We start from the raw sequence: 23892 nt of genomic DNA, 5'->3' as shown, positions 1-23892 counted from the left end.
AATCCAACGCGGAATCCGGCCGGCACGCGCCGTCTCCGCGCTGCCCTCGCGCCGCAGCGCGCGCCGCCGGGCCGCCCGCGCTCAGGCAAGCAACTGCTCGATCGCGAATCGAACTGGATAGCCGGGCGGAAGCGTCGCCGCATACGCCAGGTAATCGTCGCGAGTCAGCGGCCGGTTCGGATGCACCCAGTTGATCTGCACGACCTCGCAGGTGGCGGCGTAATGCCTCGCCAGCACCTCCAGGCTTTGCAAATCCACGCCGCCGTAGCCGGCAAGCGAACCTTCAATCCGGTCCTGGATCACCCGGCTGCGGGCCGCTTCGGCAAACAGAAACAGCAGCTGCGTTTTCTGATTCAGATTGACGGCGGCCGGGTTGACGGGAAAAGCGAACGGGAACGTCGCGCAGTCGAACGCCGGCAACTGTTGCGGATAGTTGTAGTCGATCGGCTGACCGTTGATCTCGCTCACCTCGAAATTATGGTTGGAGAACCGCAACGTGATCCACGGCGGGTTCGGCGAAGGCAACGCATGCCCGTACACGTTGACGTGATTGTGCTGCAATGCGCCGCCGGCATGCACGAAGGCCCGCATAGCTTGCAGCGTGTCCCGGTAGCCGACGATCTTATCCATCGGGGTACTGCCCCCGGTAATGACCCAATTTGGCATGTTTCGCTCCTTTTTAGCTGACGTTCGAGTAGGCGATCAGGTCGCCTGACGCGATCGCCCGCGTTGAAGAACGCGAGAGCGAAAGGTTCGTGAAGCATCACATCGCGCGAATAAACTCGCGAGCCATGCGCATGCGCCGCCTCCGCGTCAATTGGGGCGCCATCGCACGCGCCGCCCGGCCCGCCGTTCGCCCGGCCAGCCGATTGCCGATCATGCTTAGCGGGTAATATGTCTGGTTTTTTGACGCAAAGCCCCAAGCCGCGCCGCCGGTCTGCTGGCCGGACTCGGCGTCAAGCGGCGCCTATCTCTTTATGTTCGAATCCCTGACGACCCTGATCAAGAAATGGCGGGCGTCGCGAAACGCGAGTCATCAGCTCGACGCGCTCCTTGCGACCGCCGACGCCAACGCGCCGTATGCGGAGCGCGCTGAATGGCTGATCGAGTTCGCGCATTGGCTGCGGCGCAGCGGCGCGATGCCGGCCGCATCGGCGGGCACGCCGTCCGATGGCGACGCCCCCGATGAACGCACGCTGACCGCGCATGCGCGGCTGCGCTATGCGCTGCACGTGCTCGAGCGCAATCCCGCGTGGAAGGCCAATGTCGCGCGCGTGATCCGCGGTGTGCTGCGCGAAAGCGACGGCATCTCGCTGTTGTGCGATGCGGGCATGCCGGTGCATTCGGGCTTTTTCGGCGCGCTCGTCGAGCGGTTCGACTCATCGCTGATTCCGCCCGCGCCGAACCGCCGCGAGCTGGCCGCACTGTTCACGCTGATGTTCCCGCTCACGAGCGACGCCGCGTGGATCGACGCGCTGCCCGACGATCTGCTCGCGCGCCTGTCCGATCTGTTCGCCTTCGACGTGACAGACCAGGAGCGCCACGAGCCCGGCGCGTTCTCGCGCGACCTGCTCGCCGCGCTGCATAACCTGACGTGCCAGATCAGCTCGACCGGCCTGTCGCAGACCGTGCGCAGCCGCCTGTCGAGCGACGACGCGCGGGCGCCGCTCGAAGCGCAGCCGTTCTTCCGGCTCACGCGCGCGATGCTCGCCGTCGAGACCGCGAACGCGGCGCTCGAAGAAGGCGCGGGCGGCGATCCGAACAAGCTGCTGCACGAAGTGAACTATCTGCGCGTGCTGCTCGACGAATGCGGGCAATCGATCGAAGACATATACGCGCACCTGTACCGCAACGGCGTGTCGGTCGACATCGTGTTCCAGGTCGAGCGCATGCGCATGCGCATCAAGCGCGCGGAGACGCTCCTGAACGCCTGGATGGCGCGCGATGACCTGCGCGGCCTCGCGCGGCTGACGGCCGAGCTGGTCGATGCGAATCACAACAGCCAAAGCGTGTCGCACCTCGTGCGCAGCAATTTCGCACTGTTCGCGCGCAAGCTCGTCGAGACGAACGCCGACACCGGCGAGCACTACATCACGCGCGGCCGCGCCGACTATCTGAAGATGCTGCGCATGGCCGCGGGCGGCGGCCTCGTGACGGTCGCAACTGTCTGCATCAAGTTCTGGATCACCGGCGCGCACCTGCAATCGATGCTCGAAGGCCTGCTCGCCGGCGTCAACTACGCGGCAAGCTTCCTGCTGATGCACTTTCTGCATTTCACGCTCGCCACCAAGCAGCCGGCGATGACCGCGCCGACGATCGCGCGCGAACTGGATCGCACGTCGCACGACGCAGGCGTGAAGCAGTTCGTGTCGTCGGTGATCGCGCTGATCCGCACGCAGGCGGCCGCGATCTGCGGCAACGTGCTCGTCGTGCTGCCCGTATGTTTCGCCGTGCAGATGTTCGCGCAAACCGTGCTGCATACCAACGTGATCTCGCCGCAAAAGGCGCACGCCACGTTGCAGTCGTTCTCGCTGATCGGCCCGACGCCGATCTACGCCGCGTTGACGGGCGTGCTGCTGTGGGCGTCGAGCCTCATCGCCGGCTGGGCAGACAACTGGTTCGTGCTGCACCGCGTCGGCGACGCGCTTGCGTACAACCGGCGCCTGCGGCTCACGCTCGGCATCGCGGGCGCGGCCAAGCTCGCGCACTTTTGCCGCTCGAACGTCGCGGGCGTGGTCGGCAACGTCGGCCTCGGGCTGATGCTCGGCCTCGCGCCCGCGATCGTCAGCGTGTTCGCATTCTCGTTCGAAGTGCGCCATGTGACGCTATCCGCCGGCTCGATCGGCGTCGCGCTCGGCGTGCTCGGCAAGGAAACACTGCGCTCGGGCGAGCTGTGGTGGGCTGTCGCGGGCGTGCTCAGCATGGCGATCCTCAACGTGGCAGTAAGCTTCGCGCTCGCCTTCACGATGGCCGTGCGCTCGCGCAGCCTTCGGCCAACGAAGGTGCGCTCGCTCGTCGCCGCGATCGGCCGCGCGGTGCTCAAGCGGCCGATCAGCCTCGTTTGGCCGCCGCGCGGGGCCGCTGGAGAAAGCAGCGTGCATTGAGCGGTAAGGCTCGTCGGGGAGCACCAGGAAGCCGGGGAAACGCTGGGAAGTGCTGGGGAAGCGCTGGGGAAGCGCTGAGGAGGCCGCCGGGGAAGCCATCGGCGTACCCGCCGGGGCAGCCCCGGCCGCGCGCCACGGCAGACGCGCCGTTTCCTGTTCCCATCCGGCGCACGCGCCCCCGCTCCATGCCCGGCCGCCGCCGGCGCGGCCACCCCCGCGCGCCCGCGTACAATGGCGTACTTTTGCCCGCATCCGCCCGTCCTATGTCTTTGCCGACCCTATTCGATTTTTTCGCTCCCTGCCCGCGCGGGCTTGAAGCCGCGCTCGCCGGCGAACTCGCCGAGATCGCCGCGCGCCACGCCGTCGCCCCGTTCGACGCGGGCGCGCAGGTGTCGGGCGGCGTGCATTTTCGCGGCGGCTGGGCAGCCGGCATGGCGGCCAATCTGCATTCGCGGATCGCAAGCCGCGTCCTGCTGAAAATCGCCTCGCGCCCGTACCGCAACGAGCAGGACGTCTACGCGCTCGCGCTCGAACAGCCGTGGGAGCGCTGGTTCGCGGCGACGCAGACGCTGCGCGTCGACATTACCGCAATCAAGTCGCCGCTCAAGAGCCTCGAATTCGCGACGCTGCGCGTGAAGGACGCCGTCTGCGACCGTTTGCGCGACAAAACGGGCGCGCGTCCGAGCATCGATACCGCGCAGCCCGACGTGCGCGTGTTCGCGTTCCTGACGGCCGCCGACTGCACGCTCTACCTCGACACGTCCGGCGAGCCGCTCTTCAAGCGCGGCTGGCGGCTCGACAAGGGCGCCGCGCCGCTGCGCGAGAATCTCGCCGCGGGCATCCTGCGGCTGACCGGCTGGACGCCCGGCACGCCGCTGTACGACCCGATGTGCGGCAGCGGCACATTCGTCGCGGAAGCCGCGCAGATCGCGCTCGGCGTGGCGCCCGGCGTCGAACGCCGTTTCGGCTTCGAGAAGCTCAAGCAGTACGACATCACCACGTGGCAAACGCTCAAGGTCGCCGCGATGGATGCCAAGCGCGCGGCGCGCGGCAAGCGCGACGATCTCGCGATCTTCGGCAGCGACATCTCCGGCGACATGCTCGACAAAGCCCGCGCAAATCTCGAGCGCGCGGGCGTGCCGCCGATGTGGCTCAAGCAGCTCGACGCGCGCCACATGACGCCGCCCGTCGACACGCCCGGCGTGATCGTCGCGAACCCCCCGTATGGCGAGCGAATCGCCGTGCGCGGCCGCGGGCCACGCGGTGACGTGCGCGGCACGGATCGCCCACGCAGCGACGACGCGTTCCGCCGCACCCACACCGACGCGCCGGACAGCGAGTTCTTCCACGCGCTCGGCGATGCGCTCAAGCAGCACTTCGCCGGCTGGCGCGCGTTCCTGCTGAGTTCGGACCGCACGCTACCCGGGCAATTGCGGCTGCGAGAATCGGCGAAAACGCCGCTGTTCAACGGCGCGCTCGAATGCCGGCTGTTCCGCTTCGATCTGATCGCGGGCAGCACGCGGCAACGCAACAACGCATCCGCGAGCGACGGCGCCGATCACGCGTGACGGCGGCGGCAGACCGCCGGCAATGCCGCGCACGCGACGGGCTCGGCGTTGCCGGCGCGCCGCGCTTCGGACCGTTCAGAGCGACGCGCGCCTGATTGCATCGACCCATCGCGTCACGTTGCGATCTCACGGATCGGCAGCGCACTGCGTGCCGTACCGCCGCTTTCGTTCGCGTCGCACGATCACGACTTGAAACTTGAACCGTGCGCCAGCTCCATGCATGAAGTGCGAAGCTGCCGCCCAGCATCGCCCGCCTTCGCTCACGCGTCATTCGCATCCGGCTCGAGCAGTGCCCGCCGGTTGCGAATATGCGGCCTCCGAACAAGCAAACGCAGGCCCCCCGAGCGCCTTGACCGGACATGAAATCCGTTCGGCCGCCCGTCCACCGCGTTTCGCCGCGTGGCTGAACGCGCGCGCCCAACGCTCCGACGCTACTGACAACACGCTGTCAGCAGGCCTCGCGCACACTGCGAAACCGTCGCGATGCGGCCCATCCTCCCGGCCGGACGTCGTCTTCACCCATGTACTCAGGAGCCTGTCATGACCACGGCAAACAGCGAACATGTGATCGCATGGTTCGACATTCCATCGCTCGATTTCGAACGCGCGATCCGTTTCTACGAAGCGATGCTCGACACCGCGCTGCAACGCGACGTGATCGGCGGCGTGCCGACCGCGGTATTCGTGCATCCCGAAGCGGCCACGGGCGGCGCGCTCGTCTACGATCCGCAGCGGCTCAAGCCCGGCGAGCACGGCGTCGCCGTCTACCTGAACGCGAACGGACCGGTGACGGCCGCGCTCGAGCGCGCAAAGCGCGCGGGCGGTATCGTGCAGGGATCGGTGATCGAGCTGCCGAACAACTATGGCTACATCGGTTATCTGATCGACACCGAAGGCAACCGCATCGGCCTGCATTCGCGCATATGCCGTTGAGCGCGGCGGCGCCCGCGCCCGCGCGGCCTAGCGCCGCAAACAGGCGTGCCGGCCGCCGCGCCCGGCGCTATCATCGCGACATTGCCAATCCCGCTCACTCCTCGAAAGCCCCGCGATGACGCGCCGCGCCGACCGCTTGTTCCAGATCGCCGAATTGCTGCGCGGCCGGCGTCTGACGACCGCGCAGCAACTCGCCGACTGGCTGTCGGTATCGCCGCGCACCGTGTACCGCGACGTGCGCGATCTGCAACTGTCCGGTGTGCCGATCGAGGGCGAAGCCGGCATCGGCTATCGCCTGAACCGCGCGGCGAGCCTGCCGCCGCTGACGTTCACCGCCGAAGAGCTGGCCGCGCTCGCGGCCGGCGCGCGGATGATCGAGACCTGGGGCGGCGCGCGCTTCGCGGGCGGCGCGCGCTCGGCGCTCGCGAAAATCGCCTCGGCAATGCCTGCCGACAAGCGCGCGACGCTCGAGCGGCTCGCGGTGTTCGCACCGTCGTTTCACATCGACCGCTCATTCTCGGAGAAAGTGGATGCGCTGCACGAGGCTGTCGACAGACGGCGCACGGTCAGCTTCGCGTACCGCGACCGGTTCGGCGCGCAGACGGCGCGCCGCGTATGGCCGCTCGGGCTGCTATATTGGGGCGGGCGCTGGACGATCGGCGCGTGGTGCGAGATGCGCGGGGATTTCCGCACGTTCGATATCGCGCGGATGAGCGAGGTTGCGGTGTGCGAGCCGTTTCCCGATCAGGAGGGCCGGCGGCTCGCCGATTATCTGCGCAACGCGAATGCGCCGGTGCATCAACGCTAGGCTCTGTTCACGCCCGTAACAGGCCCAGCGCACCAGCGCCGCGCGAGGCGGCCGCTCAGCCGGCAAGCGCCCCGCCCCGCGCATCGCGCGCGCTCACTCGACAGCCTTCACCATGTCCTCGATGACCTTCTTCGCATCGCCGAAGACCATCATCGTCTTGTCCATGTAGAACAGCTCGTTGTCGAGCCCCGCGTAGCCCGCCGCCATCGACCGCTTGTTGACGATCACCGTGCGCGCCTTGTACGCCTCGATGATCGGCATGCCCGCGATCGGCGATTTCGGATCGTTCTTCGCCGCCGGGTTGACGACGTCGTTCGCGCCGAGCACCAGCACCACGTCGACTTGACCGAACTCGCCGTTGATGTCCTCCATCTCGTGCACGATCTCGTAAGGCACTTCCGCTTCCGCGAGCAGCACGTTCATATGCCCCGGCATCCGCCCGGCGACCGGGTGAATCGCGTATTTCACGTCGATGCCCTTGTCGGCCAGCTTATCGGTCAACTCCTTGAGCGCATGCTGCGCACGCGCCACCGCAAGACCGTAGCCCGGCACGATCACCACCGTCTCCGCGTTGCCGAGCATGAATGCGGCGTCGTCGGCCGAGCCCGATTTCACCGGCCGCTGTTCCTTCGCGCCGCCCGACGCGGCCGCGCCCGCGTCGCCGCCGAAGCCGCCCAGGATCACGTTGAAGAACGAGCGGTTCATCGCGTGGCACATGATGTACGACAGAATCGCGCCCGACGAGCCGACCAGGGAGCCCGCGATGATCAGCATCGCGTTGTTCAGCGAGAAGCCGATGCCCGCCGCCGCCCAGCCCGAGTACGAATTCAGCATCGACACGACGACCGGCATGTCCGCGCCGCCGATCGGGATGATGATCAGCACGCCGAGCACGAACGCGATCGCCGTCATCACGATGAACGGCAGCCACGCCTGCGTCAGGAAGAACAGCACGCCGAAGCCGAGCATCGCGAGCGCGAGCATCAGGTTGATCAGATGCTGGCCGGGGTAGACCACGGGCGCGCCCTGGAACAGCCGGAACTTGTATTTGCCTGACAGCTTGCCGAACGCGATCACCGAGCCGGAGAACGTGATCGCGCCGACGAACGTGCCGATGAACAGCTCGATGCGGTTGCCGTATGGAATGAAGTCCGGCGATGCCGCATCCTGCGGCACCAGGCCGAACGCCGCCGGCTCGGCCACCACCGCATACGCGATGCACACCGCGGCCAGACCGATCAGCGAGTGCATCGCGGCGACGAGCTCCGGCATCTTCGTCATCTCGACACGCGCGGCCACCACCGCGCCGATCGCGCCGCCGACGACGAGCGCGCCGAGCACGAGCGCGAGCCCGAGCGGCAGATTCGCGCCGAGCCACGCGGCCTGCTTGACGATCAGCGCGACGGTCGTGAGAATCGCGATCGTCATGCCGACCATTCCGAATAGATTGCCTCGTCTAGCGCTCTTCGGATTCGACAGACCTTTGAGCGCCTGAATGAAGCACACCGACGCGACCAGATACAGCAGCGTGACGACGTTCATGCTCATCGCGCGCCCTCCTTCGCGTTGCCGCCGGCTTTCGGCTCCTTCTTCCTGAACATCTCGAGCATCCGGCGCGTGACGAGAAAGCCGCCGAACACGTTGACGGCCGCGAGCGCGACGGCGAGCGTGCCGAAGAACTTGCCCACGCTGCCCACCGTGAGCGCGGCGGCAAGCATCGCGCCGACGATCACGATTGCCGAGATCGCGTTGGTCACCGCCATCAGCGGCGTGTGCAGCGCGGGCGTCACGTTCCAGACCACGTGATAGCCGACATACACCGCGAGCACGAAGATGATCACGTTGATGACCGTGTGATTGATGAGTTCCATCGCCGCCTCCCCGTTATTTGCGCGTGACTTCGCCGTCGCGGCACAAAAGCGTCGCGGCGACGATGTCATCCGAAAGATCGATGTTGAGCGCGCCTTCCTTCGTGACGATCAGCTTCAGGAAGTCGAACAGATTGCGCGCGTAGAGCGCCGACGCGTCGGCGGGCACCATCGCGGCCAGATTCGTGTAACCGGCGATCGTCACGCCCTGGTGGACAATCACCTGATCGGCCACGCTCAGCGGGCAGTTGCCGCCTTTGCGGCCGTCCACCTCGGGCCCGCGGCCCGCCGCGAGATCGACGAGCACCGAGCCGGGCTTCATCGATTGGACGGTCTCCACGGAGATCAGCGTCGGCGCGGGGCGCCCCGGAATCAGCGCGGTGGTGATGACGATGTCGGCCTGCTTCGCGCGCTCGTGCACGAGCGCCGCTTGGCGCCCGAGCCACGATGCCGGCATCGGCCGCGCGTAGCCGCCCACGCCCTCGGCCGCGTCGCGCTCCTCCTGCGTTTCATACGGAACGTCGAGAAACTTCGCGCCGAGCGATTCGATCTGCTCCTTCACCGCCGGGCGCACGTCGGACGCCTCGATCACCGCGCCCAGACGCTTGGCGGTCGCGATCGCCTGCAAGCCGGCGACGCCCGCGCCGAGCACCAGCACGCGCGCGGCCTTCACGGTGCCGGCGGCCGTCATCAGCATCGGCAGAAAGCGCGGATACAGCGACGCGGCGACCAGCACCGCCTTGTAGCCAGCGATATTGGCCTGCGACGACAGCACGTCGAGGCTCTGCGCGCGCGTGGTGCGCGGCGCAGCCTCGAGCGCGAAACCGGTGACGCCCGCCGCCGCGAGCCGCGCCGCCTGCTCGGCGTTGAACGGCTCGAGCATTCCAACAAGCGTCGCGCCGCGCTTCAGATGCGCGGTTTCGGCCTCAGTCGGCGCCTGGACCTTCAGCACGAGATCCGCGCCGAGCGCGGCGGGCGCATCGGCAAGCTCCGCGCCGGCCGCCGCATATGCGTCGTCCGGGAAGCTCGCGCCCACGCCCGCGCCGCGCTCGAGCGTCACGCGATGGCCGCCCGCCACGTATTTCTTGACCGTCTCCGGCGTCGCCGCCACGCGCGCCTCGTTCGCCCGCGTCTCGGCAGGCACTCCGATATGCATCGTCGATCCCTCCTCTGCATGATTTTTGCTGCTGGACTGCGGGCGAGCCGGACGACTGGACATACCGGCTCGAAGGCAACGGCTGTTTCAGGCGCCACTTTAACCGAAAGCGGCCGCGATTCCGCAACGGGGCGGCTTCGCAGCGGCCCGGCCGGCGCGGACTGGCAACGCAGGGGCTTGCGCCGGGGTCGGAACCGCGCTATGGGGTTGCGGCAGCCCACGCGCGCAACCGGTAAAATGCGTGACCATGAAACCCGAAATCTGGACTCCGCACGTGACGGTCGCCGCGATCGTCGAGCGCGACGGGCGCTTTCTCGTCATCGAAGAGCACACGTCATCGGGCCTGCGAATCAATCAGCCCGCAGGCCATCTCGAAGCCGGCGAAACACTCGTCGACGCGGTGATTCGCGAGACGCTCGAGGAAACCGCGCGTCCGTTCGAGCCCGACGCGCTCGTCGGCATCTATCTCGCGCACTACGAGCGCCCGGCGCGCGCCGGCGCGACTTATCTGCGCTTTGCGTTCTGCGGCCGTGCGGGCGACGTGCTCGCGGGCCGCGCGCTCGACGACGGCATCGTCCGCACGCTGTGGATGACGGCCGACGAGCTGCGCGCATGCGCGCAGCGCCACCGCTCGCCCACCGTGATGCGCAGCGTCGACGACTACCTCGCCGGGCGCCGCGTGCCGCTCGATTTCGTTCACACGCACTCGGTCGCGCCCTATCGCACGGGCGGCACGACAGGCGCGGCCGACATTCGGCAGGCGGTGGGCAAATGAGCAAGCGCCGGGTGGTGGTGGGCATGTCAGGGGGCGTCGATTCGTCGGTGAGCGCATGGCTCTTGAAGGAACAGGGCTATGACGTCGTCGGCCTCTTCATGAAGAACTGGGAGGACGACGACGACGGCGAATACTGCTCGACGCGGCAGGACTGGATCGACGTCGTATCGGTTGCGGATCTGATCGGCATCGACGTCGAGGCGGTCAATTTCGCGGCCGAATACAAGGACCGGGTATTCGCCGAATTCCTGCGCGAGTACTCGGCGGGCCGCACGCCGAATCCGGACGTGCTCTGCAACGCCGAGATCAAGTTCAAGGCGTTCCTCGATCACGCGATGTCACTTGGCGCGCAGACGATCGCGACCGGCCACTACGCGCGCGTGCGCGAGCGCGACGGCCGCTTCGAGCTGCTCAAGGCGTTCGATCACACGAAAGACCAGTCGTACTTCCTGCACCGGCTGAATCAAGCGCAATTGTCGAAGACGCTCTTCCCGCTCGGCGAGATTCCGAAAACTCAGGTGCGCGAGATCGCCGAGCGCATCGGCCTGCCGAATGCGAAGAAAAAAGATTCGACCGGCATCTGCTTCATCGGCGAGCGGCCGTTCCGCGACTTCCTGAACCGCTATCTGCCGACGCAGCCCGGCCCGATGAAGACGCCCGACGGCAAGACGGTCGGCGAGCACATCGGCCTCGCGTTCTACACGTTCGGGCAGCGCAAGGGCATCGGCCTGGGCGGCAGCAAGGACGGCAGCGGCGAGCCGTGGTTCGTCGCGGCGAAGGACATTGCGTCGAACACGCTGTACGTCGTCCAAGGCCATGACCATCCGTGGCTGCTGTCGCGCGAACTTGTCGCGGGCAACGTCAGCTGGATCGCGGGCGAGCCACCCGCCGACGGCATGCGGTGCGGCGCGAAAACCCGCTACCGGCAGGCCGACGCGCACTGCGCGTTCGGCCGCGCCCCGGCCGGCGACGCGAACGGCGAACGCTTCTCGCTCACGTTCGACACGCCGCAGTGGGCAGTCACGCCCGGCCAGTCGGCGGTGCTGTACGACGGCGACGTGTGCATCGGCGGCGGCATCATCGAATCGGCGGCCGGCAGCCCAGCCGGCCTCACCGCTCCGGCCGCGCCCACATCCGCGTTGAGCGCCGCGCACCCGGCAAGCGGCGTTGCCACGCTCGCCGGCGCGCGCTGAGCGGCGAACGGTTTAGACTGGCGGCACGCGCACGGCGCCGCGTCGAACGGCGCGCCGTGCCGGTTGCCGCACCGCCCGGCCCTACCGGGCATCGCGGCGTCTCAAAAAACGATGATTGGGAGTCCCCATGTTTTCTCGACGCTATCTCGCGATGTGGTGCGCAGCCGTTCTGCTCGCCGCGCTCGCGCTGCTTGCCGCGCGGCATGCGATTTCGTGGCTATGGATGGTGCCGGTTGCCGCCGCCTTCGCGCTCGGCCTGTATGACCTGAAGCAGGACCGGCACGCGATCCTGCGCAACTATCCGATCTGGGGCCACCTGCGCTTCCTGTTCGAGTTCATCCGCCCGGAGATCCGCCAATACTTCGTCGAGGACGATACCGACGAAAAGCCGTTCTCGCGCGCGCAGCGCAGCCTCGTCTACCAGCGCGCGAAAAACGTCGCCGACAACCGGCCTTACGGCACCGAGCTGGACGTGAAAGCCGTCGCGCATCAATGGATCAGCCACTCGCTCGCGCCGACGAAGCTCGACGGGCATGATTTCCGGATTCGCGTCGGCGCGTCGCGCAAGCAGCCTTACGACATCTCGATTTTCAATATCTCGGCGATGAGCTTCGGCTCGCTGTCGGCAAACGCGATCCGCGCGCTGAACCTCGGCGCGAAGCTGGGCGGCTTCGCGCACGACACCGGCGAGGGCTCGATGTCGAAGTACCACCGCGAGAACGGCGGCGACATCATCTGGGAAATCGGCTCCGGCTACTTCGGCTGCCGCCGCGCCGACGGCACGTTCGATCCGGACAAATTCGAGAAGCAGTCGCGCGAGCCGCAAGTGAAGATGATCGAGGTGAAGCTCTCGCAGGGCGCCAAGCCGGGCCACGGCGGCGTGCTGCCCGCCGCGAAGATCACGCCCGAGATCGCCGAGACGCGCGGCGTGCCGATGGGCGAGGATTGCGTGTCGCCCGCCGCGCATTCGGCATTCTCGACGCCGCGCGAGCTGCTCGAATTCGTCGACCGGCTGCGCGAGCTGGCGGGCGGCAAACCGACCGGCTTTAAGCTGTGCATCGGCCATCCGTGGGAATTTTTCGGCATCGCGAAGGCAATGCTCGAAACGGGCATCGTGCCGGATTTCATCGTCGTCGACGGCGCGGAAGGCGGCACGGGCGCAGCCCCGCTCGAATTCACCGATCACGTCGGCGTGCCGCTGCAGGAAGGGCTCCTGCTCGTCCATAACACGCTCGTCGGAATCGGGCTGCGCGATCGCGTGAAACTCGGCGCAAGCGGCAAGATCATCACCGCGTTCGATATCGCGCGCACGCTCGCGATCGGCGCGGACTGGGTGAACTCGGCGCGCGGCTTCATGTTCGCGGTCGGCTGCATCCAGGCGCAGAACTGCCATACCGGCCGCTGCCCGACCGGCGTCGCCACGCAAGACCCGGTGCGCCAGCGCGCGCTCGTCGTGCCCGACAAGGCCGAACGCGTGCGCAACTTCCACCGGAACACACTGCATGCGCTGCAGGAACTGATCCAGGCGGCGGGGCTGCGCCATCCGCGCGAGCTGCGCGCGCACCATATCGTTCAGCGCATCGCGCCGCATGAGGTGCGGTTGATGTCGCAACTGCTCAAATATCTGCCGCCGGGCGCGCTGCTGAGCGGCAGCCCGTGCGGGCTGTCGCTGTACGACACGTGGTGGCCCGTCGCGCGCAGCGATTCGTTCACGCCCGGCGAAATCGTCTACGCGCAACTCGGCTGAGCCTGCCCGTGTCCCAAACGACAACGCCTCGCGGCGAGTGCCGCGAGGCGTTGTCGTTGGCCGCTTACCGGCCGCTGCTTATCGGCCGCGCGCCGCCGTCACTGCGGCACCGTATCGACGAACGACGGGCGCTGCGACAGCTTCGCGTAATGCTTGTCGAGATGCGGATGGCGCTCGCGCCAATTGATTTCCGGCATCCGGAAGTCGAGATAACCGAGCGTGCAGCCGAGCGCGATGTCGGCGAGCGTGTAGTGATTGCCGACGCACCACGGCTTGCCGCCGAGCCCCTGCGACATCGCGACGAGGCCGTCGTCGATCTTGCGCTGCTGGCGCGCGACCCACGCGTCGTTTCGCTGCTGCGGCTCGCGCTGCATGTGCTCCACGCGAATTGCCACCGCCGCGTCGAGCACGCCGTCGCCAAGCGCCTCCCAGCACCGCACCTCGATGCGCTCGCGCCCGGAAGGCGGAATCAGCTTGCCCACCGGCGACAGCGTATCGACGTATTCGCAAATCACGCGCGAATCGAACACCGCGGCGCCGTCTTCCATCACCAGGCAGGGCACCTTGCCGAGCGGGTTCGACGCGTGGATGTTGGTGTCTGGCGCCCAAACGTTCTCGAGTTCCAGTTTGTAGTCGATCTTCTTTTCAGCGAGCACGATTCGCGCCTTGCGGGTGAATGGGCTGCTGAGCGAGCCGATTAATTTCATCATTGCCTTCTGTCGGGTTCTGTCGAGAATACCGCCCGAGAGTATACGTTGCCGCCGATCATAACCGGGGGGCGTTGTCTGATTGACAATCGGCTGCCCGGCCTGTGGATGGTTTGCAACAATTTGCGCCGCCCATTGCGCTCGCGCGCATGCGCCGCGACGGCGCTACAATCGCGTGATGAACCAGCCGACCGAATCCGCTATCGCCCTCGACGTCTACCGCCAGCGCCGCGACCGCGTGCTGGCCGCGCTGCGCGCGCAAGGCGGCGGCGTCGCGATCATCCACACCGCGCCGGAAGTGATGCGCAACCGCGACAGCGCTTATCCGTACCGGCACGACAGCTACTTCTATTACCTGAGCGGCTTCGCCGAGCCCGATGCGCTTGTCGTGCTCGACGCGTCGTCCGAGGCAAGCGAGCCGCGCACGATTCTGTTCTGCCGTGCGAAAAATCCCGAGCGCGAGATCTGGGAAGGCTTCCATTTCGGCCCCGACGCCGCGCGCGACGCCTTCGGCTTCGACGCCGCATTCGCCTACGACGCGCTCGATGCCGAGATGCCGCGCCTCATTGCCGACGCGCCTGCGCTCTTCTATCTGTTCGGCGCATCCGCCGAACTCGAGCGCCGCATCGCCGGCTGGCTCGACACGGTGCGCGCGCGCGAACGCACGGGCGTCACGCCGCCACGCGCGGCGTTCGATCTGACGCCGCTCGTCGACGACATGCGGCTCGTCAAGGATACGCACGAGCAAACCATCATGCGCCGCGCCGCCGATATTTCCGCGCTCGCGCACCGCCGCGCGATCGCCGCATGCCGCCCCGGCGTGCACGAATACGAGCTGGAAGCCGAACTGCTGTACACGTTCCGCCACCACGGCGCGCAATCGCCGGCTTACGGCTCGATCGTCGCCACCGGCGCGAACGCCTGCGTGCTTCATTACCCGGCCGGCAACGCGATCGTTCAAGACGGCGATCTGGTCCTGATCGACGCGGCGTGCGAACTCGACGGCTACGCGTCCGACATCACCCGCACGTTTCCGGCGAACGGCCGCTTTTCGGGCCCTCAGCGCGAGCTGTACGACATCGTGCTCGCCGCGCAGGAGGCCGCAATCGCGGCCACGCGCGCCGGCGCGGCATTCGACGATCCGCACGACGCCGCGGTGCGCGTACTCGCGCAAGGCATGCTCGACACCGGCCTCGTGCCGAAGGCGCGCTTTTCGAGCGTCGACGACGTGATCGCCGAGCGCGCGTACACGCGCTTTTACATGCACCGCACCGGCCACTGGCTCGGCATGGACGTGCACGATTGCGGCGACTATCGCGAGCGCCGTGCACCGCGCGGCGAAGACGGCGCACGGCCGTCGCGCGTGCTGCAGCCGGGCATGGCGCTCACGCTCGAACCGGGCCTGTACGTGCGCCCCGCCGATGACGTACCGCCGGCGTACTGGAACATCGGCATCCGGATCGAGGACGACGCCTTCGTCACCCCCGGCGGCTGCGAGCTGATCACGCGCGGCGTGCCGGTGGCCGCGGGCGAGATCGAGGCGCTGATGCGCGATGCGCGCGCCGCCGCGCCGTCACCGCAGCGGCAGCCGTGACGCTCGCCCGTCGCCTTCCCGCCAGAACGAACCACCCCTCACGATGACGACCGCCGCCTGCTCACCTGCGTTCGATTTCGATATCGCGATCGTCGGCGCCGGCCCGGTCGGGCTCGCGCTTGCCGGCTGGCTCACGCGCCGCAGCGCCACGCGCGCGCTGTCGATCGCATTAATCGACGCGCGCTCGCCGCAAGCGAGCGCAAACGATCCGCGCGCGATCGCCGTATCGCAAGGCAGCCGGATTCTGCTCGACACGCTCGGCTGGCCCGCCGACGCGACGCCGATCGAGCATATCCACGTGTCGCAGCGCGGCCGCTTCGGGCGCACGCTGATCGACCGGGACGAGCACGACCTCGCCGCACTCGGCTATGTCGCGCGCTACGGCTCGATCGTCGAGTCGCTCGCGCGCGCGGCGCGCGGCGCGCCGGTGCACTGGTTCATGCCGGCTTGCGCGCAAACGCCCACGCAGGATGCCGAAGGCGTGAGCGTGACGATCGAGACGCCGGACGGCATGCGCATACTGCGCACGCGCGTGCTCGTCAATGCTGAAGGCGGGCTTTTCGGCGACCGCGAACGCAAGCTCGCCGAGCGCACGCAGCGCCGAGACTACGGGCAAACCGCGCTCGTCGGCACCGTCTCGGTATCGGCGCCGCGCCCGCGCGTCGCCTGGGAGCGCTTCACCGCCGAAGGCCCGCTCGCGCTGCTGCCGCTGGGCGGCCCGCGGCAAGCGGACTATGCGCTCGTCTGGTGCTGCGCGCCCGACGCCGCGCAGCGGCGCGGCGCGTTGCCCGACAACGCGTTTCTACGCGAACTCGGCATCGCGTTCGGCGAGCGAATGGGCCGTTTCACGCATATCGCGGGGCGCGCGTCGTTTCCGCTCGGACTCGCCGCGGCCGACACGCTCGTCGACGGCCGCATCGCAATCGTCGGTAACGCCGCGCAAACGCTGCATCCGGTCGCGGGCCAGGGGTTGAATCTCGGCTTGCGCGATGCGCACACCCTGGTCGAGACGCTGTCCGAGCATGGCGCAACGCCGCTTGCGCTCGCGGCGTTCAACGCGCGCCGCGCACTCGACCGGCGCCTCACGATCAGCGCCACGGATACGCTCGCGCGCCTCTTCACGATCGATTCGACGCCGCTCGCACTGCTGCGCGGCGCCGCGCTCACCGCGCTCGAATGCGTGCCGCCGCTCAAGACGGCCATCGCGCGGCAGATGATGTTCGGACAGCGGCGCTAAGCGTGCCGCGCCGGCCGAATCGGCCGAATCGGCCGGCCATTTCCGTTTTCCCGAAAACTCACGGGCCCGATCCGGTAAAAGCCGCCCGGCATGCGCGGGCGGTGCGTGACGCAACGCGCCGGCACGCCCGCCGGCGCCCACCCTAACCGGCGGGCCGATGCGCCGATATCGCGCCGCATCGGCCCGCTGCGCGCGCTGCCACTTATCGACGGGCTGCGTCGCTTCGTCATGCCTGCGATGCACAACCGCTGCCCGGCTCGCGCGCCGATCGCCGCGAATCGTCGAAGCTCCGGGCAAACGCCAACATCATGCACATAACCTGCCGTTGCATGGCAGCGCGACACGCCTCACCCGCACACTGCGTTGCCGCAAAAACGCCGCGACACGTCGCGCCACCGCGAGCCGCCTGCCGCGACCATGCGCGGCGCCACTTTCACGCCCTCTTCCTCGCCGATTTAACGATCACCGACATTTGCACAATTCGGCGGCATCGGCGGTTACGGTAAAATGCGCGTTTTCCCGTCCGTCGACCTCCTGCCCGCGCCCGTGCGGGCGGCCCCACTGCGATGCCCGTTCTCGGCTCTCACGTCCTGCGCAACAATCTGTTCGTCGCCCCGATGGCGGGCGTCACGGACCGGCCGTTCCGCCAGCTTTGCAAGCGCCTCGGCGCGGGCTACGCCGTGTCCGAGTTGGTCGCTTCGAACGCACAGCTCTGGAAGAGCGAGAAGACGATGCGCCGCGCGAATCACGCGGGCGAGGTCGAGCCGATCGCCGTGCAGATCGCGGGCGCCGACCCGGCGATGATGGCCGAAGCCGCACGCTACAACGTTGCCAACGGCGCGCAGATCATCGACATCAACATGGGCTGCCCGGCAAAGAAGGTTTGCAACGTCGCCGCGGGCTCCGCGCTGCTGCAAAACGAGCCGCTCGTCGCGCGAATCGTCGAGGCGGTGGTCGCCGCGGTCGGCACCGGGCCCGACGCCGTGCCGGTCACGCTGAAGATCCGCACCGGCTGGGATCGCGAGCACAAGAACGCGGTGACGGTCGCCAAACTCGCCGAGGCGGCCGGCATCTCGATGCTGACCGTGCACGGCCGCACGCGCGCCGACCTGTACCACGGCGACGCCGAGTACGAGACGATTGCCGCGGTGAAGGCCGCGGTGCGCATTCCGGTCGTCGCCAACGGCGACATTACGTCGCCGGAAAAAGCGAAGGCCGTACTCGACGCGACGCACGCCGACGCGCTGATGATCGGTCGCGCCGCGCAAGGAAGGCCATGGCTCTTTCGCGAAATCGATCATTTCCTGCAAACCGGCGAGCGGATGCCGCCGCCGCGCATTGACGAGATCCGCCAGGTCATGAACGAGCACCTTGAGGATCACTACGCGTTCTACGGAGAATTCACGGGCGTACGCACTGCACGCAAGCACATCGGCTGGTACACTCGCGGCCTTTCCGGCGCGAATGGGTTCCGGCACCGAATGAACACGCTCGATTCCACCCGCGAGCAGCTTGCCGCCGTCAACGAGTTCTTCGACGCGCAACAGGCGCTGTCCGATCGTCTCGTCTATGTCGACGAAGCGGACGGCGGCCGCGGCGGGCTGGGCGATTCCAACCAGTTAGCAGCATGAGCAAGCACAACATCGAACAATGCGTCCGCGACAGCCTGGATGGCTACTTCCGGGATCTCGACGGCTCCAATCCGCATGACGTCTACGAAATGGTGATGTCGTGCGTCGAAAAGCCGATGCTCGAAGTCGTGCTCGAGCAGGCGGGCGGCAATCAGTCGCTCGCCGCCGAGTACCTCGGCATCAATCGCAACACGCTGCGCAAGAAACTGCAGCAGCACGGCCTGCTGTAGCGCCGCACGCGGCCGCGCCCCGTTTTCCTGGTTATCCTGCCTATTGGTGGCTCCATCATGATCAAGCAAGCGCTCCTCTCCGTTTCCGACAAGACCGGCATCGTCGATTTCGCAAAAGCGCTGTCCGGGCTCGGCGTCAAGCTGCTGTCGACAGGCGGCACCGCGAAACTGCTCGCCGACGCCGGCCTGCCCGTCACTGAAGTAGCCGATTACACCGGCTTCCCGGAAATGCTCGATGGACGCGTGAAGACGCTGCACCCGAAGGTGCACGGCGGCATCCTCGCGCGCCGCGACCTGCCCGAGCACATGCGCTCGCTTGAGCAGCACGGCATCCCGACGATCGATCTGCTCGTCGTGAACCTGTATCCGTTTGTCGCCACGGTCGCCAAGGACGACTGCACGCTCGCCGACGCGATCGAGAACATCGACATCGGCGGCCCGACGATGCTGCGCTCGGCGGCAAAGAACCACCGCGACGTGACGGTGATCGTTGATCCGGCCGATTACGCCGTGGTGCTCGACGAAATGAAGGCGAACGGCAACGCGCTCAGCTACAAGACGAACTTCCGGCTCGCGACGAAAGTATTCGCGCACACCGCGCAGTACGACGGCGCGATCACCAACTATCTGACGAGCCTGACCGACGAACTGCAGCACGCGTCGCGCCACACCTATCCGGCGACGCTCAACATGGCGTTCGACAAGGTGCAGGATCTGCGCTACGGCGAGAACCCGCACCAGAGCGCGGCGTTCTATCGCGACCTCGCAGCGCCAGCCGATGCGCTCGCGAACTATCGCCAGTTGCAGGGCAAGGAACTGTCGTACAACAACATCGCCGATTCGGACGCGGCATGGGAATGCGTGAAGACATTCGACGCCCCCGCCTGCGTGATCATCAAGCACGCGAACCCGTGCGGCGTCGCGCTCGGCACGGATGCGGCCGAAGCCTACGCGAAGGCGTTCCAGACCGATCCGACCTCCGCGTTCGGCGGCATCATCGCGTTCAACCGCGAAGTCGACGAAGCCGCCGCGCAAGCGGTCGCCAAGCAGTTCGTCGAAGTGCTGATCGCACCGTCATTCTCGGACGCCGCCAAGCAGGTGTTCGCCGCCAAGCAGAACGTGCGTCTGCTCGAGATCGCACCGGGCGCCGCGGCGTCCAGCGACAGCCGTCCCTTCGATCTGAAGCGCGTCGGCGGCGGCCTGCTCGTGCAATCGCTCGACACACGCAACGTGCAGCCGCACGAATTGCGTGTCGTCACGAAACGCCACCCGACGCCGAAGGAAATGGACGACCTGCTGTTCGCATGGCGCGTCGCGAAGTACGTGAAGTCGAATGCCATCGTATTCTGCGGCAGCGGCATGACGCTCGGCGTCGGCGCGGGCCAAATGAGCCGCGTCGATTCGGCGCGCATCGCGAGCATCAAGGCGCAGAACGCGGGCCTCGCGCTCGCCGGCTCGGCGGTCGCCTCGGATGCGTTCTTCCCATTTCGCGACGGCCTCGACGTCGTCGTTGCGGCGGGCGCGACCTGCGTGATCCAGCCAGGCGGCTCGGTACGCGACGACGAAGTGATCGCGGCCGCCGACGAGCACAACATCGCGATGGTGCTGACGGGCGTGCGCCACTTCCGCCATTGATGAGCGGCGTGCGCGCCGCCCTCCAGCGCGTGCGACGCAAACCGGCGGCCCGGCGGCGACCCCGCCGGGTTTTTTATCGGCCCGCACGCTTATCGGCGCTGGCGCGCCGCGCCGCGCGGTCAGCGCCGCACGCGCAAGCCTCTGGCCGCCGCATCATTCGTGTAGTATCGATCGCAGACAGTTTCCCCGTTTCTTCATGCGAATTCTCGGCATCGACCCTGGTTTGCGCGTCACCGGCTTCGGCGTGATCGACGTCAGCGGCCATCGGCTCGCGTATGTTGCGAGCGGCGTGATCAAGACCCCCACCGCCGATCTGCCGACCCGCCTCGGCACGATCTTCGACGGCATCGCGACACTGATCCGCGAACACTCGCCCGAGCAGGCGGCGATCGAAAAAGTGTTCGTCAACGTCAACCCGCAATCGACGCTGCTGCTCGGCCAAGCGCGCGGCGCCGCAATCTGCGGGCTGGTGTCGGGCGGCCTGCCGGTTGCGGAATACACGGCGCTGCAGCTCAAGCAGGCCGTGGTCGGATACGGGCGCGCGACAAAAACGCAGATGCAGGAGATGGTCGCGCGTCTGTTGAATTTGTCCGGGCTGCCGGGCACCGACGCGGCCGATGCGCTCGGGATGGCGATTTGCCACGCGCACGGCGGCGACACGCTCAACACGCTCGGCGGCATCGCGCCCGCCCTCGCGAAAAAAGGGCTGCGCGTGCGGCGCGGGCGGCTCGTCGGCTGAGCGCCACAAACCGCGCGCTCGCGCCTGAGCGCGCTGGCCGCCGCCGGCAGCGTCCCGCACCGCCGTTGCGCTGCGCATCGGGCGCGTTCGGCCGCAACTTCGGCAGTCGTATGCGATCGCGAGCGGCGCCACGCCGCCCGGGTCGCGCGGTACGCTACACTCGCGGTTTCCGTCACGTGTCACCACCGCCATGATCGGTCGCATTGCCGGCATCCTCCTCGAAAAAAATCCCCCGCATCTCCTCATCGACTGCAACGGCGTCGGCTATGAGGTCGACGTGCCGATGAGCACGTTCTACAACCTGCCGCACACGGGCGAGAAGGTCGTGCTGCTCACCCAGCAGATCGTTCGCGAGGACGCGCATCTGCTATACGGCTTCCTCACGCCGCAGGAACGTTCGACGTTCCGCGAGTTGCTCAAGATCACGGGCGTCGGCGCGCGGATGGCGCTCGCCGTGCTGTCCGGGATGAGCGTCGCGGAACTGTCGCAGGCCGTCACGCTGCAGGACGCGGCGCGCTTGACCCGCGTGCCCGGCATCGGCAAGAAAACCGCCGAGCGCCTGCTGCTCGAACTCAGAGGCAAACTCGGCGCCGATCTGGGCGCGCTTGCAAGCGCCGCGTCCCAGTCGGACCACGCGACCGATATTCTCAATGCGCTCGTCGCGCTCGGCTACTCGGAAAAAGAAGCGCTCGCGGCGATCAAGAACGTGCCGGCCGGCACCGGTGTGTCCGAAGGCATCAAGCTGTCGCTCAGGGCGCTATCGAAGGCATAGCCGCTACGGTGTGGCGCGGTGTCGGAACCCAGCTTCGCACGCCGGGCTCAACCGGGCAATTAGGCCGTTTGGCCAGATTGGACGAAACGCGCCACGCGGTACAATGGCCGCATGATCGAAACCGACAAACTCGCCGCCGAGCGGATCATTTCCGCCACGCCCGCGTCTTCGCACGAAGAGGCGTTCGAACGCGCGCTGCGTCCGCGCCAGCTCGATGAATACGTCGGGCAGGAGAAGGTGCGCGGCCAGCTCGAAATCTTCATCGAGGCCGCGAAACGCCGCGCCGAGGCGCTCGACCACGTGCTGTTGTTCGGGCCGCCCGGCCTCGGCAAGACGACGCTCGCGCACATCATCGCGCGCGAGATGGGCGTAAACCTGCGCCAGACATCCGGCCCGGTGCTCGAACGCGCGGGCGACCTTGCCGCGCTCCTCACGAATCTCGAAGCGAACGACGTGCTGTTCATCGACGAGATCCATCGGCTGTCGCCCGTCGTCGAGGAAATCCTATATCCGGCGCTCGAGGATTATCAGATCGATATCATGATCGGCGAAGGGCCGGCTGCGCGCAGCGTCAAGCTCGACCTGCAGCCGTTCACGCTCGTCGGCGCGACCACGCGCGCGGGCATGCTGACCAATCCGCTGCGCGACCGCTTCGGGATCGTCGCGCGGCTCGAGTTCTATGACGCCGAGCAGTTGTCACGAATCGTCAGCCGCTCGGCCGCGCTGCTGAACGCGCAGATCGATCCGATGGGCGCGCTGGAGATCGCGAAGCGCTCACGCGGTACGCCGCGCATCGCGAACCGGCTGCTGCGCCGCGTGCGCGACTATGCGGAAGTGAAGGCCGACGGCAATATCACCGCGGCCATTGCTGACGCCGCGCTCGCGATGCTCGACGTCGATCCGGTTGGCTTCGACCTGATGGACCGCAAGCTGCTCGAAGCAATTCTGCACAAGTTCGACGGCGGCCCGGTCGGCGTCGACAATCTCGCCGCCGCGATCGGCGAGGAGCGCGACACGATCGAGGATGTGCTCGAGCCATATCTGATCCAGCAGGGCTTCTTGCAGCGCACGCCGCGCGGCCGCATCGCGACACTGCTCGCATACCGGCATTTCGGGCTCGCCGCGCCGGACGCCGCGAGTGCCGTGCGCAACCTCTGGGACGCGCCCGACACCGGGCGCTGAGCCACGATTTCCCGGCGAGCCGACCGATGTCCGAGCCCCTGCGCAGGCACCCCGCCGCTCCGCCGATCAGCCATCCGCTTGTCGAACGCGTGCGCGCGCGCGTCGCGGGGGGCGTCACCTATCTGACGACGGACGGCGGCGGCCCGTCGCTCGACTATTCATCGCCGCCCGGCGATCCTGGCCTGTTCGGCCCCGATTCGGTGTGCTGGAAGGTGCATGCCGACTTCACGTCGATGATGACGGGCGGCATCGCCGCATTGTTGCTGCAGGCGTTGCATCCGCTCGCGCTCGCGGGCGTCTGGGATCATTCGACGTTCCGCACCGACATCCTCGGCCGGCTGCGCCGCACCGCGACCTTCATCGCCGGCACCACATACGGCAGCCGCGACGACGCAATGCGGCTGATAGCGCGCGTGAAAGCGATTCACGAAGCCGTCGTCGGCACGGGAACCGATGGGCGCCCTTATCGCGCGGGCGATCCGGCGCTGCTGACATGGGTGCACGTCGCCGAGGTCTCGAGTTTTCTTGCCGCGCACCTGCGTTACGTCAACCCGCGGCTGTCAGGCGCCGATCAGGATCGCTACTTCGAGGAAACGGCGCGCATCGCCGAGTTGCTCGGCGCGGCCGCTGCCCCCAAGACGCGCGCCGAGGTCAGCGCATATTTCGCCGCAACGCGCGCCGAACTCGAGGCAAGCGAGCGCACGCAAGAGGTCGTGCGCATTTTGTTGAACGCGCCGGTGCCAAAACCGGCGTTGCGCCCGGCGGCCACGCTCTTCTTCAATGCCGGCATCGATCTGCTGCCCGACTGGGCGCAGCGAATGCTTGGGCTGTCGGCACTCGCGCCGGTGCGCCGCGCATTGGTGCGGCCCGGTGTGCGGATCGTCGCGCCGATGGTCCGCTGGGCGCTCGTCAACGGCGTATCGAAGCGCGCGCGCCGGCGCGTCGCCGCCGCGCCGGCAGCGCCAGATCGAAACGGCCAATAAGCTGATTTTTCGACATTATTTCAAATACCC

General features: G+C 67.6%; 21 protein-coding genes. 16 read left to right on the top strand and 5 right to left on the bottom strand.

The features are described from left to right. Positions 1 to 81: 81 nt before the first annotated feature. On the bottom strand, positions 82 to 666 hold the full coding sequence (locus tag WS68_RS01485; RefSeq protein WP_156429303.1) for a hypothetical protein: 585 nt from the start codon (positions 664 to 666) through the stop codon (positions 82 to 84). A gap of 311 nt (positions 667 to 977) precedes the next feature. Between WS68_RS01485 and WS68_RS01480 the strand changes: the two genes are divergently transcribed. From WS68_RS01480 to WS68_RS01465, 4 genes are all read left to right on the top strand, one after another. After that, positions 978 to 3104: a site-specific recombinase gene (locus tag WS68_RS01480; RefSeq protein WP_059569100.1), complete on the top strand. Its 2127-nt coding sequence runs from the start codon at positions 978 to 980 to the stop codon at positions 3102 to 3104. A 263-nt stretch (positions 3105 to 3367) separates the two neighbouring features. Continuing rightward, complete coding sequence (locus WS68_RS01475) at positions 3368 to 4672, top strand: THUMP domain-containing class I SAM-dependent RNA methyltransferase (RefSeq protein ID WP_059569099.1); 1305 nt, start codon at positions 3368 to 3370, stop codon at positions 4670 to 4672. Between the two features lie 540 nt (positions 4673 to 5212). Next, positions 5213 to 5605 (top strand): VOC family protein, encoded by a 393-nt coding sequence (locus WS68_RS01470; RefSeq protein ID WP_059569098.1) that lies wholly within the window; start codon positions 5213 to 5215, stop codon positions 5603 to 5605. Positions 5606 to 5720: 115 nt separating this feature from the next. After that, a complete protein-coding gene (locus WS68_RS01465) occupies positions 5721 to 6413 on the top strand; it encodes a helix-turn-helix transcriptional regulator (RefSeq protein WP_059569097.1) in 693 nt (230 codons plus the stop codon). 93 nt (positions 6414 to 6506) lie between these two features. Here the strand turns inward: WS68_RS01465 and WS68_RS01460 are convergent, their stop codons facing one another. From WS68_RS01460 to WS68_RS01450, 3 genes are read right to left on the bottom strand one after another with little or no spacing between them, the layout of a single operon-like run. Continuing rightward, a complete protein-coding gene (locus tag WS68_RS01460) occupies positions 6507 to 7961 on the bottom strand; it encodes an NAD(P)(+) transhydrogenase (Re/Si-specific) subunit beta (protein ID WP_059569096.1) in 1455 nt (484 codons plus the stop codon). Beyond that, on the bottom strand, positions 7958 to 8284 hold the full coding sequence (locus WS68_RS01455) for an NAD(P) transhydrogenase subunit alpha (RefSeq protein WP_059569095.1): 327 nt from the start codon (positions 8282 to 8284) through the stop codon (positions 7958 to 7960). The genes WS68_RS01460 and WS68_RS01455 overlap by 4 nt, the downstream gene beginning before the upstream one ends. Before the next feature lie 13 nt (positions 8285 to 8297). Beyond that, on the bottom strand, positions 8298 to 9437 hold the full coding sequence (locus WS68_RS01450) for a Re/Si-specific NAD(P)(+) transhydrogenase subunit alpha (protein WP_059569094.1): 1140 nt from the start codon (positions 9435 to 9437) through the stop codon (positions 8298 to 8300). Positions 9438 to 9684: 247 nt separating this feature from the next. Here WS68_RS01450 and WS68_RS01445 point away from each other — a divergent pair, with 247 nt between their 5' ends. The 3 genes from WS68_RS01445 (at position 9685) to WS68_RS01435 (ending at position 13152) form a co-directional block, all read left to right on the top strand. Next, positions 9685 to 10212, top strand: coding sequence for an NUDIX hydrolase (locus WS68_RS01445; RefSeq protein ID WP_059569093.1), 528 nt, complete (start codon positions 9685 to 9687; stop codon positions 10210 to 10212). Continuing rightward, entirely contained in the window at positions 10209 to 11405 is a 1197-nt protein-coding gene (mnmA, locus tag WS68_RS01440) for a tRNA 2-thiouridine(34) synthase MnmA (RefSeq protein ID WP_059569092.1), read from the top strand. The genes WS68_RS01445 and mnmA overlap by 4 nt, the downstream gene beginning before the upstream one ends. Positions 11406 to 11532: 127 nt before the next feature. Then, positions 11533 to 13152, top strand: a complete 1620-nt coding sequence (locus WS68_RS01435) for an FMN-binding glutamate synthase family protein (RefSeq protein ID WP_059569091.1) — start codon at positions 11533 to 11535, stop codon at positions 13150 to 13152. A 98-nt stretch (positions 13153 to 13250) separates the two neighbouring features. Here the strand turns inward: WS68_RS01435 and WS68_RS01430 are convergent, their stop codons facing one another. After that, a complete protein-coding gene (locus WS68_RS01430) occupies positions 13251 to 13862 on the bottom strand; it encodes a glutathione S-transferase family protein (protein WP_059569090.1) in 612 nt (203 codons plus the stop codon). 175 nt (positions 13863 to 14037) lie between these two features. On the opposite strand from WS68_RS01430, the gene WS68_RS01425 reads away from it, so the two are divergent. The 9 genes from WS68_RS01425 to WS68_RS01380 all read left to right on the top strand — a co-directional run bounded on the left by WS68_RS01425 (position 14038) and on the right by WS68_RS01380 (position 23862). Continuing rightward, positions 14038 to 15453: an aminopeptidase P N-terminal domain-containing protein gene (locus WS68_RS01425; protein WP_059569089.1), complete on the top strand. Its 1416-nt coding sequence runs from the start codon at positions 14038 to 14040 to the stop codon at positions 15451 to 15453. Positions 15454 to 15496: 43 nt separating this feature from the next. Continuing rightward, a complete protein-coding gene (locus WS68_RS01420; RefSeq protein WP_059569188.1) occupies positions 15497 to 16690 on the top strand; it encodes a UbiH/UbiF/VisC/COQ6 family ubiquinone biosynthesis hydroxylase in 1194 nt (397 codons plus the stop codon). Positions 16691 to 17256: 566 nt separating this feature from the next. Then, a complete protein-coding gene (gene dusB / locus WS68_RS01410; RefSeq protein ID WP_059569087.1) occupies positions 17257 to 18321 on the top strand; it encodes a tRNA dihydrouridine synthase DusB in 1065 nt (354 codons plus the stop codon). Then, on the top strand, positions 18318 to 18551 hold the full coding sequence (locus WS68_RS01405; protein ID WP_004194052.1) for a Fis family transcriptional regulator: 234 nt from the start codon (positions 18318 to 18320) through the stop codon (positions 18549 to 18551). Before dusB ends, WS68_RS01405 begins: the two co-directional genes overlap by 4 nt. A gap of 57 nt (positions 18552 to 18608) precedes the next feature. Continuing rightward, positions 18609 to 20186, top strand: coding sequence for a bifunctional phosphoribosylaminoimidazolecarboxamide formyltransferase/IMP cyclohydrolase (purH, locus tag WS68_RS01400; protein WP_059569086.1), 1578 nt, complete (start codon positions 18609 to 18611; stop codon positions 20184 to 20186). Positions 20187 to 20382: 196 nt separating this feature from the next. Next, positions 20383 to 20925, top strand: a complete 543-nt coding sequence (gene ruvC, locus WS68_RS01395; protein ID WP_059569085.1) for a crossover junction endodeoxyribonuclease RuvC — start codon at positions 20383 to 20385, stop codon at positions 20923 to 20925. 190 nt (positions 20926 to 21115) lie between these two features. Continuing rightward, on the top strand, positions 21116 to 21697 hold the full coding sequence (ruvA, locus tag WS68_RS01390; RefSeq protein ID WP_059569084.1) for a Holliday junction branch migration protein RuvA: 582 nt from the start codon (positions 21116 to 21118) through the stop codon (positions 21695 to 21697). A gap of 111 nt (positions 21698 to 21808) precedes the next feature. After that, a complete protein-coding gene (ruvB, locus tag WS68_RS01385) occupies positions 21809 to 22879 on the top strand; it encodes a Holliday junction branch migration DNA helicase RuvB (protein WP_059569083.1) in 1071 nt (356 codons plus the stop codon). A gap of 26 nt (positions 22880 to 22905) precedes the next feature. After that, positions 22906 to 23862 (top strand): oxygenase MpaB family protein, encoded by a 957-nt coding sequence (locus tag WS68_RS01380; protein ID WP_059569082.1) that lies wholly within the window; start codon positions 22906 to 22908, stop codon positions 23860 to 23862. Positions 23863 to 23892 lie beyond the last annotated feature (30 nt).

The sequence above is a fragment of the Burkholderia sp. TSV86 genome (assembly GCF_001522865.1).
Classification (GTDB): Bacteria; Pseudomonadota; Gammaproteobacteria; order Burkholderiales; family Burkholderiaceae; genus Burkholderia.
The sequence above is the reverse complement of the archived record's forward strand: the minus strand, read 5'-3'. Positions and strand labels throughout refer to the sequence as shown.